The sequence below is a fragment of the Saccharopolyspora sp. NPDC002686 genome, from assembly GCF_040295745.1.
Classification (GTDB): domain Bacteria; phylum Actinomycetota; class Actinomycetes; order Mycobacteriales; family Pseudonocardiaceae; genus Saccharopolyspora; species Saccharopolyspora oryzae.
Genome location: NZ_JBEOVY010000205.1, coordinates 1 through 13,733, shown reverse-complemented (window position 1 = coordinate 13,733; position 13,733 = coordinate 1). Strand labels below are relative to the sequence as shown.

Below are 13,733 nucleotides of genomic sequence, written 5' to 3'. Positions count from 1 at the left end.
TCCGGCTATGAGCCCGGTTCTGGAGTTCGAGGTGAGGTTGCAGGCGGCCGAGCGCCGGAAGGACGCGCTGCGGCTCCGCGGTGACCTGCGGGATGGGGGGTCAGCATTCGGTGGGGGTGTTCGAGGGCTCGGGCGACGCGGTCGTCGCGGCGCATCTCGTTGGTGCCGGGACCGGGGCGGACGACGAGGTCGTCGGGGCCGGGGATCTGGCCGCACGCGGGGCACAGGCCGGTGTCGTCGATGTCGGTGTCGCAGGCCGCGTGGCTGAAGATCCGGGCCGGGTGCGCTCCGCTCGTGTAGTGCTCGCCCCACTTGGACAGCGAGTAGATCGTCGGCCACAGCGCTCGGCCCGCTTCGGTGAGCAGGTACTCGGGGTGCCCGCCTGAGTCCTGCTTGGTGAGCACCCCGGCGTCGATGAGCGTGTCCAGCCGGTTGGTGAGCACGGCTCGGGAGATGTCGAGGTGCTCGCGCAGGTCGGTGAAGCGGCGCACGCCGTAGAAGCAGTCGCGCAGGATCAGCAGGGTCCAGCGCTCGCCGATCACTTCGAGAGCGCGGGCGAGGTAGCAGCCCTGCTGGTCGTATCCGGTGCCCAGTGCCACGTCGGCATCGTATCGCCGAACTTGGTCTGTTCACCAGACCAACCCTGTGCAACGATGGTCTGGTGAACAGACCAGATCTGAGCGTGGTGGAACGTGCTGGGGGCGCGTCCCTCCCGGCGGCGCTCGCGCTGACGTCGTTGAGCACGTTCGCGGCCATGCTTGCCTACTCCGGTCCGCTGGGGAACGCCGCGACGATCACCACGGCCCTGGGTGCGGCGTCGGGAACCACGATGTGGATCTTGAGTGCGATGAGCACCGGTCTCGCCGTGAGCCTGCTGCCCGCGGGCGCGCTGGCCGACCAGCTCGGGCGGCGGAAGGTCTTCGAGCTCGGTGCGTGCGTGTTCGCGATCGGTTCCGCGGTCTGCGCCACCGCGACCACGGCGACGCAGTTCGTCATCGGGCGACTCGTGGCAGGCGCCGGAGCGGCCGGGGTCATCGCAACCGGATTGGGGCTGGTGGCCGCGGTGAACAGCGGCCCCGGAGCCCGGTCGGCCGCCGCGAGCTGGTGGGGCGCCAGCATGGGGCTGGGCATCGCGCTCGGCCCGCTCCTGACCGGTGCTTTCGACCTCGCGGACCTATGGCGCGCGCCGTACTGGTTGCTCGCTGCCGCCGGTGTCGGCATCGCCGTCGCCGCTCGGCGGTGCTACCCCGAGACCGCAGCGGATCCGGACCGGAGCCTGGACCTGGTCGGCGCCGCGCTGCTGACCGCCGGGCTGGGGTTGCTGCTGGTCGCGCTGATCGAAGCGCGCCGCGGCGGTCTCGCCCTCGCACTTGCTTGCGCCGGTGGGGCTGTGATCGCTCTGCTGGCCTTCGCCATCAGCCAGCTCCGAAGCCGGTCGCTGATGGTGGAGTTCGCGCTGTTCCGCCGAGGCGACTTCGCCGCCGCCACGGTGGCGGCAGCGATCACCGGTGCCGGCGTGATCGCGCTGATGTCCTTCGCCTGCACGTTCCTGGTCACCAGCATGGGGCTGAGCACCTTCGCGGCCGGTGCTGCGATGGGTCTCTGGTCCGGTTCGAGCGCTGTCTCCGCCGTGCTCAGCCGCCGGTTGGTCGCGCGACTCACCGGGACCGTGCAGCTGGCGATCGGTCTCGCCGCCACCGGCGCTGGTCTGCTGCTGCTCGCGGGACTCGAACCCGGGGCGTCCGTCGCGAGGCTGGTGCCCGGGCTGCTCGTGGCGGGTGTCGCCACCGGCGTGCTCAACGCCGGGTTGGGGCGGCAGGCCACGGCCACCGTCCCGCCGGAACGCGCGGCGGTGGGAGTCGGGATGAACAACACCACCCGCTATTTGGGTGCGTCGATCGGAGTCGCGGTGATCGGTCTCGTGGCCTCGGCGCCGCGGGGTGACATCGTCGCCCAGCTGTCGGGGTGGAACCACGTCGCGGTCCTCGCCGGTGTCGTCTCCCTGCTCGGAGCCGCAGCGGTGCTGGCCCTTCCCAGGCTCGGGACGGCGGGGTGAATTCGGCTGCGGCGCTGGGCAATCCGGGGCCGGGGTGGGAACCTCTCTTGCGGCAGCACCGGCTGGTGATGGGAGGCGCGGTGGGCAGGTTGATCTACTCGGCGATCACGTCCTTGGACGGCTACGTCGCCGACGCGGACGGCGACTTCGCCTGGAGCGCGCCGGACGACGAGGTCCACGCGTTCCTCAACGATCTGGAGCGCAGCACCGGGACGATGCTGCTCGGCCGCCGGATGTACGAGGTGCTGGCGGTCTGGGACGACATCAGCGCGTTGCCCGACCAGCGGCCGGTGATGCTGGACTTCGCGCAGATCTGGCAGTCCGCCGACAAGATCGTGTACTCGCGAACCCTGGAGGCGCCCAGCACCGCCCGGACCCGGATCGAGCGGGACTTCGACCGGGAGGCCGTGCGCCGGTTGAAGGCTGAATCGGTGGCTGACCTCAGCGTGGGAGGTCCGGAACTGGCGGCGGTGGCGCTCCGCGCCGGGCTGGTGGACGAGATCCAGCTCTACCTGAACCCGATCGCGGTAGGCGCCGGAACCCGAGCCCTACCCGACGACGTCCGCCTCCACCTCGACCTGATCGACGAACACCGCTTCAACAACGGAGTGATCCACCTGCGCTACCGGGTGCGGTGACTCCGCTGGATGCGGGTGGGCTCGGGTTCTAGGGTTCGGCGCGTGGAGTTCAGCGGTGGTTGGGATTGCGCGGCGCGGCTGGTCGGCGGGCGGTGGGTCGAGCGCCGGCCGCGGCGGCCGGAAGTGGCGGTCCAGCTGCGGCGGGAAGTGCGGCTGATGCCGTGGTTGGCGGCTCGACTACCGCTGCCCGTGCCGGTTCCCGAAGTCGTCGCGGAGGACCCGCTCGTGGTCCGCCACCTGCTCGTCCCCGGCGAGCCCGAGGAGCGGCTCGACGCCGTGCACGGCCGTGCCCTCGGCAGGTTCCTGCGCTGCTTGCACGAGTGCCCGGTGTCCGATGTCATCGCGCGCGGAGTTCCGGCGGATGCAGCTGCCGACCGGGCGCGGATGGTGGCGCGGTTCCGCGCCGAGGTCGTGCCGATGCTGGCAGTCGATCTGCAGCGGGCCGGGTTGGCGCTGCTGGATTCCGTGCTCGAGTTCCCGGCGGACGTGCTGGTGCACGGCGACCTCGGTCCTGAGCACGTCCTGGCGGATGGTTCCGGGCTCACCGGGGTCATCGACTTCGGCGACGTGGGCATCGGTGATCCGGCGGTGGACCTGTCGTGGGCGTTGCACGGCACACCAACGGTGTTCGCCGATGCACTGGCAGCGGAGTACGGGGTGACCAGAAGCCAGCGCGAACGCGCACTCGTCTGGCACCGGCTCGGACCGTGGCACGAAGTCACCCACGGCGCGGACATCGGCGACGCTGACATGGTGCGCAGCGGCCTGGCCGGGGTGCTGGATCGGTTCGGACGAGCCCGGGTGGAACCGTGAACCTGTTCGTTCTTCCTGGCACGGGGCTGTTCCCGCTTTCGGGAGAGCTGGAGGGACTTCCGCCTCTCCGGATTTCTCGTCGGGCACTGCGCAGCGTGGGCTACGGTGGGTTGGGTTGATCGCGTTTGGTCGGCGGCTGGGGAGTTGTCATGCGCGTCGTCATCGTCGGGGCTGGGGTTGCGGGCGCGGCTGCTGCGTTGGCTTTGGACAAGGCCGGTTTCGAGGTTCGGCTGTACGAGGCGCATCCGGACAGCGGAGCGGATCTGGGTGCTTTCCTGACCTTGGCGGGGACCGGGATGCGGGCGCTGGGGGAGATCGGAGTGGTGCCCACCGCTGGGTTCCCCTTGACCTCCTTGCGCCTCATCGACAGCCGTGGTGCGGAGGCGGGCACGTCCGAGCTGGACGGGTACCACTGCATCCGTCGCGCTGAGCTGTGCGCGCAGCTGCGGGCCGAGGTACACCGCCGCGGGTTGAGCATCGAGTACGGTGCGCGGTTCATTTCCGCTGATCAGAGCGACGGCGAAGTGGTGGCGCGGTTCTCCGGCAGTCGGGAGGCCCGGGGAGACCTGCTGCTCGGCGCGGACGGGCTGAACTCGGCGGTGCGCGAGCAGGTAGACCCGGTGCCGCGGCGTTACGCGGGCCAGCACGTCTTCTTCGGCTATTCCGACCGAGCGGCACCGCCGCACCAGCCCGGGCGCATCGAGATGGTCCGGGGGAGCGGCAGCGCGTTCGGCTACGCGGTCTCCCCAGAGGGCCGGACGCACTGGTTCGCCCGGCTCCCGGCGCCACCGCTGAACGGCGCTGAAACCGCAGGTGAAAGGCGTGCTCGACTGCTCTCGGCGCTCAGGCCGGACGCGACTCCGACGGCGGACATCGTCGAATCCAGCGACGAAGTGCTCGTCACGGAGGCGCGCGACCTCGCCCAGGCTCCGCGCTGGCGGGACGGACGTGTGCTGCTCATCGGCGACGCGGCGCACGCAGCCTCCCCGGCGACCGGACAGGGCGCGTCGATGGCGCTGGAGGACGCGGTGATCCTGGCCAAGGCGCTGCGCGACCATCGCAACTCGGACGCCTACGAACGCCTGCGCCGCCCAAGAGTCGAGCGCAACATCGCCCGCAGCGCCCAGTCGACCGCGGCGTTCGCCCCGGAACACGCCGAACGCCCGGAAGCCGTCGAGCACCTGGATCAGCGCCACCTCGACGCGCCCGCCGATGACGATCCGACCGACCTCCTCACCTGGAGCACTCCGTTGCCGCTCCACCGGTGATGGGTGTGAATGCGGAGTCGGCTGGAAGTGCTCCGTTCGCAGTCGTTTTCAACGATCGAATCCGTTGATGCCGACTGCTTGACCTCCACCTTGGTCGATGTTTGAAGCTCTTCGTGCGGTACCGACCGCGACCGGGACGCATCCCGGAACCGATCGCCCCGAACGAGGAGAGCTGAGCATGATCGAGGCAGTGACCCGATGGATCGGGCAGCACGCCCATCGCCTCACGGCGTTCGATCCCGAAGCACCGTTGAGCGATCTCCGGCCGATGGTCGACATCGTCGGCGATGCCGAGGTCGTCGCCATCGGTTCGTCGACCCGCCAGGCCCGCGAACTGTCCGTGCTCTCGCACCGGATCGTCCGGCTGCTGGTGGAGGAACTGGGCTTCCGCTCGGTCGCGCTGGAAGGGGACGACGCGTCGAGGGTCGGGCTCGACGAGTACATCAGAACCGGGGTGGGGGACCCGCGGGCGATGCTGTCCGAGGCGCGGTCGTTCTGGCAGACCGAGGAGATCCTCGAGCTCGTCAGGTGGATGCGGTCCTTCAACCTCCGGCACCCCGAGGATCCGGTCCGGTTCGTCGGGGCTTTCCAGGAGCAGATCTCCCCGCTCGACGGCCTGGCGAGCATCGAGCAGAGCCTGGCCGAGGGCACGATCCGCTGGTACGAGCGCACCGCCGACAAGATCGTCTACTGGGGCGGTCTCGCGCACACCGCCGTCGGCGATCCGCGGACGGTCTCGCCCTCGTCCCCGCCGCTGACGCACCGGAACGCGGGCAGCTACCTCCGCGAGCGCTTCGGCGCCGACTACGTGTCCATCGGCATGACCTTCCACCACGGCACGGCTCCCTATCCCATCCCGGCCCCGCCGGCCGAATTCGCCGACGCAGCACTGGGAAACGCTGGATTGGACGCTTACCTCCTCGACCTGCGCGCCGACGGTCCTGCTCCGGTGCGGGCCTGGCTCGACACGCCGACCATGACGCGCTTGATCGGCCCGGAGTACGACCCCGACGACAACGCCGCGTACCACATCTCCGGCGGATCGCTCGCGAACTGGTTCGACGTCGTCCTCCACGCGCGGGAGGTCACTCCGGTCCGCTCCCTCGCCAACGCGCATTGACCTCTCGTCGAGTTCAGGTTCTACCGCCGTGATCATCAGCAACATCGGAGGTACCACGGTGGGACTGCACGTCTTCTTCGACGACGTCGACGCGCTCGCCGAACAGGTGGTTGCGGCTGGTGCGGAACTTCTGCAGCCACCGGCCGACCAGTTCCACGGCGACCGCACCGTGATCCTGCGCGATCCCCACGGGCATGTCTGGGTCTTGGACGCACGTGGAGGACGTGGCCCCGGACGAGGTCGCTCGGCGAGGGAAGATCCTCTTCAGTTGAGCGGCCAAGCAGGTGAAGGGCACCTCCGACGCGGTCGGAGGTGCCCTCCACGTCGGCGTCAGGCGAAGGCGCTGTGGCCGGTGATGGACTTGCCGACGATCAGGGTGTTCATCTCGCGGGAGCCTTCGAAGGAGTACACCGCTTCCGCGTCGGAGAAGAACTTCGCGATCTCGTAGTCCAGGACGATTCCGTTGCCGCCGAACAGCTCTCGCGCCCAGGCGACCATCTCGCGCATCTTCGTCGTGGTGAACGCCTTGGCCAGCGCCGCCTGTTCGGCGCTGCCGCGGCCTTGGGCGACGAGCTCGTTGAGGCGGACCACGATGCCGAACATCGCGGTGATGTTGCCCAGCATCTTCACCAGCAGGTCCTGGATCATCTGGAACCCGGCGATCGGCTTGCCGAACTGCACCCGGTTCACCGCGTACTCCCGCGCCAGCTCGTAGGCGCGCACCGCCACACCCAGCGCCTGCCAGGCCACACCGCCGCGGGTCTTGGCCAGCACCTTGGCGGTGTCGCGGAAGCTGTTGATGTTCTGCAGCCTGTTGGCCTCCGGGACGCGGACGTTCTCGAGCACGATGTCGGCGTTCTGCACGGTGCGCAGCGCGATCTTGCCCTCGATCTTGCTGGCGCTGAAGCCGGGTGTGCCCTTCTCCACCACGAAGCCCTTGACCTGGTTGTCGGCTTCGTCGCGCGCCCACACCACGATCAGGTCGGCGAAGGTGCCGTTGCCGATCCAGCGCTTGGCGCCGTTGAGGACCCAGTGGTCGCCGTCGCGCCGGGCGGTGGTGCGCATCCCGCCGGCGACGTCGGAGCCGCCTTCGGGTTCGGTGAGGGCGAACGCGCCGATCTTGGTCATGTCGGCCATGTCCGGGATCCAGCGGTCCCGCTGCTCCTGGTCGCCGCCGTGGTAGATGCTGCCCATCGCGAGTCCGGTGTGGACACCGGAGAACACCGCCAGCGACGGGTCGATCCGGTTCAGCTCCAGGCTCAGGAAACCGGTGAACAGCGGGCCGCGCTGCTGACCGTCGCCGTACTCGGGGTACTGGTAGCCGGCCAGCCGGAGCTTGGCGAACTTCTCGACGGCCTCGAAGGGGAACTCCGCCTTCTCCCACGCGTCGTTGGCCAGCGGCTTGATCTCGCGCTCCAGGTACTCGCGGATCTCGGCGAGCTCGGTGCGCTCCGCCTCGCTGAGCAGGTCGGCGAACCCGAAGAAGTCGGGATTGGTGTTGACGGGCTTGGGCATTCGTTTGTCCTCAGTGGTGTTCAGGGGTCCTCGGTCCGTCGTCATCGCGCAATTTCAATGGAAATCGGAGGTTCGATTTCAATGGAATTTGCGTCGTAACTGGCCCGGGGAGGTGGTCAGGGCTGTTCGTGCAGGGCGGTGTTGATGGCGTTCTGCTTGCGGTCTCGGAGTTCGGAACGCTGCTGGTAGGCCGCGGGGCCGGCGCCGTAGGCGGCTTCGGTCTGGTCGGCGATGACCGCGATGGTGTCCTCGGTCAGCTCCGGGTGGCCGAGGTCCTTCCAGCGTTCGGCCATGCCGACGCCGAGGTGGGCCATCATGTGCCGGATGCCGCCGGGGCCACCGCCGAGGTGGAAGCTCTCGAACGGGCCGACCGTCGCGTACCGGCCGCCCAGCGACGCCTTCATCACGGTGTCCAGCTCGTCGGCGCGCACGACGCCTTCCAGCACGAGGTGGATCGACTCCTGCAGGATCGCGCTCTGCAGGCGGTTCGCGACGAAACCGGGGATCTCCTTGCGCAGCCGCACCGGCGTCTTGCCCAGCGACCGGTAGAACTCGGTCGCGGCCTCGACAGCCGACTCGGCGGTGCGCTCGCCGGGCACGATCTCGACCAGCGGCACGACCTGCGGCGGGTTGAACGGGTGCGCGATGAGCAGCCGCGCCGCCGCGGAGTCGGGTAGCGGAGCGGCGATCTCGGTCGCGATGATGCCGGAGCTGGACGAGGCCAGCACGGCGTTCTCCGGTGCGCGGCCGGCGATTTCGGCGAACAGCTGCTGCTTGAACTCCAGCCGTTCCGGGCCGTTCTCCTGCACCAGGTCGACGTCCGCCACGGCCTCGGCGACATCGCTGGTCGGCCGGATGCGGCTGAGCAGGTCGTCGGCATCGGCACCGGGAATGCTCGCGGCCAGCGACGGCATGGCCGTGCGCACCGCGTCGGTCAGGTCGTCGCGCGGGTCGGTGATGCGGACCTCGATGCCGTTCGCGGCGAACAGCGCCGCCCAGGACAGCCCGATGGTCCCGGCTCCGACCACCGCGACCTTCGTCCACTGCGAACTCATGTTTCCTCCGATCAGGCCAGGTAGTCGTGCACGGGTTCGACGCCGCTCAAGGTGAGGTCGGTGAGGATGTGGCTGGCCGAGACCACCTCGCGCACCGGGAGGTCCGCCAGCGGGGCGAGCACGTGCTCGAACAGCTGCAACCGCGCGGGTCCGGTGTAGGCGAACTTGACGGTGATGTCGGTGATCTGGGTGCGGACCAGCTCGCACACCCGCGGCCCGGCGTCGGCTCCGGGCACGATCTTGAGCATGTAGGTGGGCACGGTGATCTGCGCTTCGGCTTCGCCGAGGTCCATCGGGCGGTGCTTGTAGCCCATCGTCGCGGTGGCCACCCGCACCGCGCCGTAGTCCAAAGTGCCCACCAGCGCGGCGTTGTCGACGTGGAGCGCGGGGGAGCCCATCACCTTCGGGTAGGCGCTGGCCTCGCGTCCGGCCGCGGTGGCCGGGAAGTTGTCGAGGTACATGGCGTGCAGGTACTCGCCGCGCTCGTCGCCGAGCCGTACCGGGATCGCCTGACCGGCCTCGACGTACGGGCCGAAGGAGGTGACGTCGCCCATCTTCATGATCTCGAAGCGCACCAGCGGTTCGTCGAACTCCAGCGGCTCGGGCACCACGGCCCGGAGGGCGTCGGCATCGGTGCGGTAGACGATGTTGAGGTACTCGCGGTCGGTGAACCGGGCGACCGCCGGGGCGAAGGCGGGACTGCTCAGCGGCGTGGTCAGGTGCTGCAGGACCTGTTCGCGGTTCATCGTCCCCTCCCGAGCTCGCCGAGGACTTCCTCGGTGTGCTGGCCGGGCAGCGGCGCGTGCCGCCGGACCGCGGCCGGGGTGGCCGAGAAGCTCATCGGCACGCCCACCACGCGGTAGCTGCCCTCGCTGGGGTGCTCGGCGACGTCGAGCAGGTGGCCTTCGCGCACGTACGGGTCGTCGGCCGCCCGGTCGAGCTCGAGCACCGGGCCGACCGGGATGCTGTGCTTGCTGCACACCTCGATCCACTCGGCGGTGGTCAGGTTCGGCGTGACCGACTCGACCAGCTCGGCCAGCGCTTCGCCGTGCTGCCTGCTGTCCACGAACTCCCCGGCCAGCCGCGGGTCCTCGGCCAGGTCCGGTCGGCCGGCCGCGCAGAACAGGTCGCGGAAGTTCTGCGGGCTGTAGGGGATGATCATGGCCAGGCCGTCCTTGGTGGGCCGGGCCCGGTGGCCCTTGTTCATCGACAGCGCGAAGCCGGTCGGTCCCATCGGGGGCTCGAACGTGCGGCCCTGCAGGTGCTCGACGAGGTTGAACGCCAGCAGGGTGTCGGCCATCGGCACCTCCACGAGCTGGCCCTGGCCGGTGGCCCGCTGGTGGACCAGGGCCGCCAGCACCGAGTAGGTGATGGTCAGCGCGGCGACCTTGTCGGCGAAGATGCTCGGCAGCACGACCGGCTCGCCGATGTCGCCGGCGCGCCGGGCCAGGTCCAGCAGGCCGGAAGCGGCCTGCACGGTCTCGTCGTAGGCGGCCAGGTCGGCGCGGTCGGAGTCGGGGCGGAAGCCCTGGGCGTGCGCGTAGATCAGCTGCGGGTTGTCGGCGGCCAGGCTCTCGTGGTCCATGCCGAGGCGGCGCAGCGCGGCGATGCGCATGTTGGTGATCAGGATGTCGGCGGTGCCGATCAGCTCCAGCGCCGCGGCGCGGTCCTCGTCGTCCTTGAGGTCGAGCCGCACGCTGCGCTTGTTGCGGTTCACGTTGAGGTTCAGCGGCGTCATGCCGGGGGTGCGGTGCAGCGTGCCGAAGCGCGCGGTGTCCCGCGGCGACTCGATCTTGATCACGTCGGCACCGAGGTCGCCGAGGATCTGGGCCGCGTAGGGGCCCATCACCACGGTGGACATGTCGATCACGCGCACGCCCGCCAACGGGCCGGATGAGGAATTGGTGGATTTCATCGCCACTCCCGGGAGCTGCTCCCGATGGGGTTTTTCGCTTCGCTAACTATGTTAGTTCGGCGCGGGGTGGCGGTTCAATCGATTAGCGGAACCATTGCGCGAACAATGGCGTGACCGCAGCGGTCACGCCATCGGGCCGGACAACTCGGACTTCGCCGATTCGATGAATCTGCGCAGGTCGCAGTGGCCCTCGGCGCGGTCCTGGCGCCAGATCAGACCGGTCGACATTGCTGCGTCGAAATCCTCGAAGGGCAGCACCACGGTGTTCTCGTTGCGGTGCTTCTGCATTCCGCTTTCCGGATCGAGCATGGAAATGGTGAATGCGCCGCCGTTCGCGACGAATTCACTGGTGCTGCCGTAATCGCCGGTGTTCAGCGCCATTCGGCGGTGGATCCCGGCGGCCCGCAGCCGCACCTCCACCTCGTCGAAGTAGCTCGGCAGCATCCGCGCCGCCGGGCTGACGTAGGTGTGGTCGACCAGCTCGTGCAGCGAGACCGAGGTGCGGGAGCCGAACTCGCTGGCGGGCAGCACCGCGCCCAGCGGTTCGCGCATCACCTCGAACACCTCGATGCCCTCGGCGTGCACCGGCAGGTGCACCAGCGCCATCGCCAGCTCGCCGCGCTGCACCCCGGCGAGCAGGTCGCTGCTGCTGCCCGGCCAGCGCTTGACGTCGCACTCGTCCGCGCACCGCTGCTCGAAGGACTTCAGGCGCTCGCGCAGCGAGGGGTGCAGGCCGGGCGGGATTCCGATGTAGACCTCGGGGCGCTGCGGGCCGGTGGCCTGGCGCAGCCGCCAGGGGATGTCGTCGAAGCGGCCGAGCACGTCCTTGGCGATCGGCAGCAGCGCCGCGCCGGCCTCGGTGAGCTGGACGTGGTGGGAGTCGCGTTCGAACAGCACCGAACCGAGGTCGCGCTCCAGGTCGCGCACCCGCTGGCTCAGCGGGGAGGTCGCCATGTGCAGCTGCCGCGCGGCCTTGGAGAACGACAGGTTCTCCGCAACGGCCACGAAGTACCGCAGGTGGAACATCTCCATGGCGTCACTCGAGTCGTCGAACTGGTCCGGGCTGTGTCCTCGAGGCTAGCACGCGGTGGGTGAATTCCCTTGCCGGGCAACGGTTCTGCGGTTTCCAGCACGAGCGCGCGGGAAGGATTCACCACCAGCGCGGTTTGGTTGCTGTGATAACACCGACACCGCGGGGGCGAAGATCAACAGTGCGTGATCATCAAGTAGGGTTCCTTGATCAAAAGTGTGGCTATCGACGCACTGCGGGCGTCTGATCGTCCATAATGTCCTAAAAATGTTGCCGAGAGTAACGAAAGTCCGATTTTGCGGTGATCATCTCACCGGAAAGGTGGTACCCCGTATGAACTAAAGACGGTATTTTCTCCACCTGTTCGATCAAACGGACAGTCTCACCAGCTAGTCGGGGAATGGAGTGAGTGCATGGACGCCGCCCGGTCGCTTCGCGGCAGGGGGTTCCGCCACGACGCAGTCGGGGCAGCACGACCTCCAGCGGGCGTGGTGACCGCACCGGTCACCATCGAGTCCCGTTGCACGAAGACCCTGCTTCCGCCGGGCAGCCGGAAATCTCGGCGTCCGGCACCCCACGTTGGTCAGGAGCCAGCGACCACTGCGCCTGGAGTCGCCGTTCCGCAGTAGAACGACCCGCACCCATCCACCTGTCGGAACGCCCGGCAGGAGCTTTCGCGCGCTCTGACCGTTTCCCGCCACCGGCAGCACCCGCCGATGTTGCGGTCATGGCGCGCCACTGCGCGCAGCGGTCCGCACAGGAGGGATACATGGAACCAACCGATCGCAGTGACACGGCCCCGGACACCGTGTCGCGCCTGCTCGACTTCCTTCGCAGGTACAGCAGGGAGCGACTCGACTCGCGGCGCATGGACGAGCGCCGCGCGTTCCCGACCTCGTTGATCCCCGACCTGGCCGCCCAAGGCCTGTTCGGTCTGCAGATCCCCCAGGAGCACCAGGGGCTGGGGCTGTCGAACTCCGACGCGCTCCGCGTGGTCACCCAGCTCGGTGCGATCGACGCGAACTTGTTCATCCTCCTCGGCGTGCACAACACGCTCGGCATCCCGCCGATCAAGTACTTCGCCAAGGACCACGTGAAGCAGGCCGTGCTGCCCCAGGTGGCGCAGGGCAGGGCGCTGATCACCAGCGCGATCAGCGAGCCCGGCGCCGGGTCCAACGTGCGCGCCGTGCAGGCCCGCGCGCAGCGGCTGGCCGACGGCTCGTACGTGATCAACGGCAACAAGCAGTGGATCAGCTTGGGCGCCGACGCCACCTACGTCAACGTGTTCGCCCGGCTCACCGACGAGAACGGCCAGGACCAGGGGATCACCGGCTTCCTGGTGGACCGCTCGACCCCGGGGTTCATCGGCGGCCCGGAGGTGCTCACCCTCGGGCTGAAGGCCGTCCCGCAGAACAGCCTGGAGTTCGAGGACCTGCGGGTGCCCGCCGACGCCATGCTCGGCAAGGAGGGCAAGGGCCTGCACGCGGCCAAGGAAGCCTTCATGCGCGGGCGGGTCACCCTCGCCGCCGGCGGTCTGGGGGCCATGATGCGCTCCCTGGAGCTCGCCGAGCGCTTCGCCCGGCGGCGGCAGGTCGCCACCGGGAACTTGGCGGAGAACGGCCGGATCCACCAGATCCTGGCCGAGTCCGTCGCTGCCACCCAGGCGGTCGAAGCCCTGGTCCGCCACATCGGCGTGCGGATGGACAGCGGCGAGAAGGTCCCCGAAGAGCTCTTCTTCGCCGCGAAGATCTCCGGCTGCGAGCTCATGTGGAAGGTGATCGACCGCAGCGTCCAGATGCTGGGCGCGCGCGGTTACGTCGACACCAACGTCCTCGGCCAGTTCTTCCGCGACTACCGGCTGCTGCGGATCTTCGAGGGCTCGACCGAGGCCATCACGGTCTACCTGGGCATGCAGATGCTCGCCTCGCCGCAGCGGGTGCTGTCCGTGCTCGACGAGTTCGACGCGTCACCGCAGATCCAGGAACTCGCCGCCGGGGTCGCCAAGCTGGCCTCGTCCAGGACCGCGAACGTGCAGAGCCAGCACGTGCTGGCCAGCGTCGTGGGCGAGCTGACCTGCTGGACCATCCTGGCCGGGCTGACCAGCCAGTACCAGTACCGCTCGGACATGAACCAGTACACCGCGGCCTGGGTCGAGCAGAAGCTGGCCGACCGGCTGCGCACGGCGGAGCAGGGCACGCCCTTCGTGGAACTGCCCACTGTGGACGCCATCGCCCCGGCACCCCAGCACGTTCGGCCGGCGCAGCCATGACGCGGCCGCCGTCCCGGGAAAGCGGGTGCTGCCCGACGTGCGGCAAGAAGGTCT

Annotated in this window: 14 protein-coding genes; 7 read left to right on the top strand and 7 right to left on the bottom strand. The window is 69.2% G+C overall.

The window, feature by feature from the left end:
* Nucleotides 1–5 precede the first annotated feature (5 nt).
* Nucleotides 6–599, bottom strand: coding sequence for a winged helix-turn-helix transcriptional regulator (locus tag ABTZ89_RS24515; protein WP_351048642.1), 594 nt, complete (start codon nt 597–599; stop codon nt 6–8).
* Between the two features lie 62 nt (nt 600–661).
* Between ABTZ89_RS24515 and ABTZ89_RS24510 the strand changes: the two genes are divergently transcribed.
* The 5 genes from ABTZ89_RS24510 to ABTZ89_RS24490 all read left to right on the top strand — a co-directional run bounded on the left by ABTZ89_RS24510 (nt 662) and on the right by ABTZ89_RS24490 (nt 5,895).
* Nucleotides 662–2,056 (top strand): MFS transporter, encoded by a 1,395-nt coding sequence (locus tag ABTZ89_RS24510; protein ID WP_351048639.1) that lies wholly within the window; start codon nt 662–664, stop codon nt 2,054–2,056.
* Between the two features lie 80 nt (nt 2,057–2,136).
* On the top strand, nt 2,137–2,694 hold the full coding sequence (locus ABTZ89_RS24505; RefSeq protein WP_351048636.1) for a dihydrofolate reductase family protein: 558 nt from the start codon (nt 2,137–2,139) through the stop codon (nt 2,692–2,694).
* Nucleotides 2,695–2,736: 42 nt separating this feature from the next.
* Complete coding sequence (locus ABTZ89_RS24500; protein ID WP_351048633.1) at nt 2,737–3,507, top strand: phosphotransferase; 771 nt, start codon at nt 2,737–2,739, stop codon at nt 3,505–3,507.
* Between the two features lie 149 nt (nt 3,508–3,656).
* Nucleotides 3,657–4,775: an FAD-dependent oxidoreductase gene (locus ABTZ89_RS24495; protein ID WP_351048630.1), complete on the top strand. Its 1,119-nt coding sequence runs from the start codon at nt 3,657–3,659 to the stop codon at nt 4,773–4,775.
* Nucleotides 4,776–4,953: 178 nt separating this feature from the next.
* Nucleotides 4,954–5,895, top strand: coding sequence for an erythromycin esterase family protein (locus ABTZ89_RS24490; RefSeq protein ID WP_351048627.1), 942 nt, complete (start codon nt 4,954–4,956; stop codon nt 5,893–5,895).
* 13 nt (nt 5,896–5,908) lie between these two features.
* On the opposite strand, the gene ABTZ89_RS24485 is transcribed toward ABTZ89_RS24490, so the two are convergent.
* The gene (locus ABTZ89_RS24485) at nt 5,909–6,091 is read right to left on the bottom strand and encodes a hypothetical protein (RefSeq protein ID WP_351048648.1); all 183 of its coding nucleotides are present in this window, start codon (nt 6,089–6,091) and stop codon (nt 5,909–5,911) included.
* On the opposite strand from ABTZ89_RS24485, the gene ABTZ89_RS24480 reads away from it, so the two are divergent.
* Nucleotides 6,002–6,343, top strand: a complete 342-nt coding sequence (locus ABTZ89_RS24480; RefSeq protein ID WP_351048645.1) for a VOC family protein — start codon at nt 6,002–6,004, stop codon at nt 6,341–6,343. The genes ABTZ89_RS24485 and ABTZ89_RS24480 overlap by 90 nt on opposite strands.
* Here ABTZ89_RS24480 and ABTZ89_RS24475 read toward each other — a convergent pair.
* The 5 genes from ABTZ89_RS24475 to ABTZ89_RS24455 all read right to left on the bottom strand — a co-directional run bounded on the left by ABTZ89_RS24475 (nt 6,226) and on the right by ABTZ89_RS24455 (nt 11,412).
* The gene (locus tag ABTZ89_RS24475; protein ID WP_351048624.1) at nt 6,226–7,410 is read right to left on the bottom strand and encodes an acyl-CoA dehydrogenase family protein; all 1,185 of its coding nucleotides are present in this window, start codon (nt 7,408–7,410) and stop codon (nt 6,226–6,228) included. The two genes, ABTZ89_RS24480 and ABTZ89_RS24475, sit on opposite strands and share 118 nt — an antisense overlap.
* A gap of 116 nt (nt 7,411–7,526) precedes the next feature.
* A complete protein-coding gene (locus ABTZ89_RS24470; protein WP_351048621.1) occupies nt 7,527–8,465 on the bottom strand; it encodes a 3-hydroxyacyl-CoA dehydrogenase family protein in 939 nt (312 codons plus the stop codon).
* A gap of 11 nt (nt 8,466–8,476) precedes the next feature.
* Complete coding sequence (locus ABTZ89_RS24465; RefSeq protein ID WP_351048618.1) at nt 8,477–9,211, bottom strand: acetoacetate decarboxylase; 735 nt, start codon at nt 9,209–9,211, stop codon at nt 8,477–8,479.
* Nucleotides 9,208–10,380 carry a CaiB/BaiF CoA transferase family protein gene (locus tag ABTZ89_RS24460; RefSeq protein ID WP_351048615.1) on the bottom strand — a complete coding sequence of 391 codons (1,173 nt, stop codon included), beginning with the start codon at nt 10,378–10,380 and terminating at the stop codon, nt 9,208–9,210. Before ABTZ89_RS24460 ends, ABTZ89_RS24465 begins: the two co-directional genes overlap by 4 nt.
* Nucleotides 10,381–10,503: 123 nt before the next feature.
* Complete coding sequence (locus tag ABTZ89_RS24455) at nt 10,504–11,412, bottom strand: LysR family transcriptional regulator (protein WP_351048612.1); 909 nt, start codon at nt 11,410–11,412, stop codon at nt 10,504–10,506.
* Between the two features lie 767 nt (nt 11,413–12,179).
* On the opposite strand from ABTZ89_RS24455, the gene ABTZ89_RS24450 reads away from it, so the two are divergent.
* A complete protein-coding gene (locus ABTZ89_RS24450) occupies nt 12,180–13,679 on the top strand; it encodes an acyl-CoA dehydrogenase family protein (RefSeq protein ID WP_351048609.1) in 1,500 nt (499 codons plus the stop codon).
* The last annotated feature ends 54 nt before the right edge of the window (nt 13,680–13,733 follow it).

Excerpts from the sequence above, each read along its gene's own strand:
- ABTZ89_RS24455 (WP_351048612.1), bottom strand. The coding sequence starts at position 11,412 with ATGGAGATGTTCCACCTGCGGTACTTCGTGGCCGTTGCGGAGAACCTG.
- ABTZ89_RS24485 (WP_351048648.1), bottom strand. The coding sequence starts at position 6,091 with ATGCCCGTGGGGATCGCGCAGGATCACGGTGCGGTCGCCGTGGAACTG.
- ABTZ89_RS24475 (WP_351048624.1), bottom strand. The coding sequence starts at position 7,410 with ATGCCCAAGCCCGTCAACACCAATCCCGACTTCTTCGGGTTCGCCGAC.
- ABTZ89_RS24465 (WP_351048618.1), bottom strand. The coding sequence starts at position 9,211 with ATGAACCGCGAACAGGTCCTGCAGCACCTGACCACGCCGCTGAGCAGT.
- ABTZ89_RS24470 (WP_351048621.1), bottom strand. The coding sequence starts at position 8,465 with ATGAGTTCGCAGTGGACGAAGGTCGCGGTGGTCGGAGCCGGGACCATC.
- ABTZ89_RS24495 (WP_351048630.1), top strand. The coding sequence starts at position 3,657 with ATGCGCGTCGTCATCGTCGGGGCTGGGGTTGCGGGCGCGGCTGCTGCG.
- ABTZ89_RS24450 (WP_351048609.1), top strand. The coding sequence starts at position 12,180 with ATGGAACCAACCGATCGCAGTGACACGGCCCCGGACACCGTGTCGCGC.
- ABTZ89_RS24490 (WP_351048627.1), top strand. The coding sequence starts at position 4,954 with ATGATCGAGGCAGTGACCCGATGGATCGGGCAGCACGCCCATCGCCTC.
- ABTZ89_RS24460 (WP_351048615.1), bottom strand. The coding sequence starts at position 10,380 with ATGAAATCCACCAATTCCTCATCCGGCCCGTTGGCGGGCGTGCGCGTG.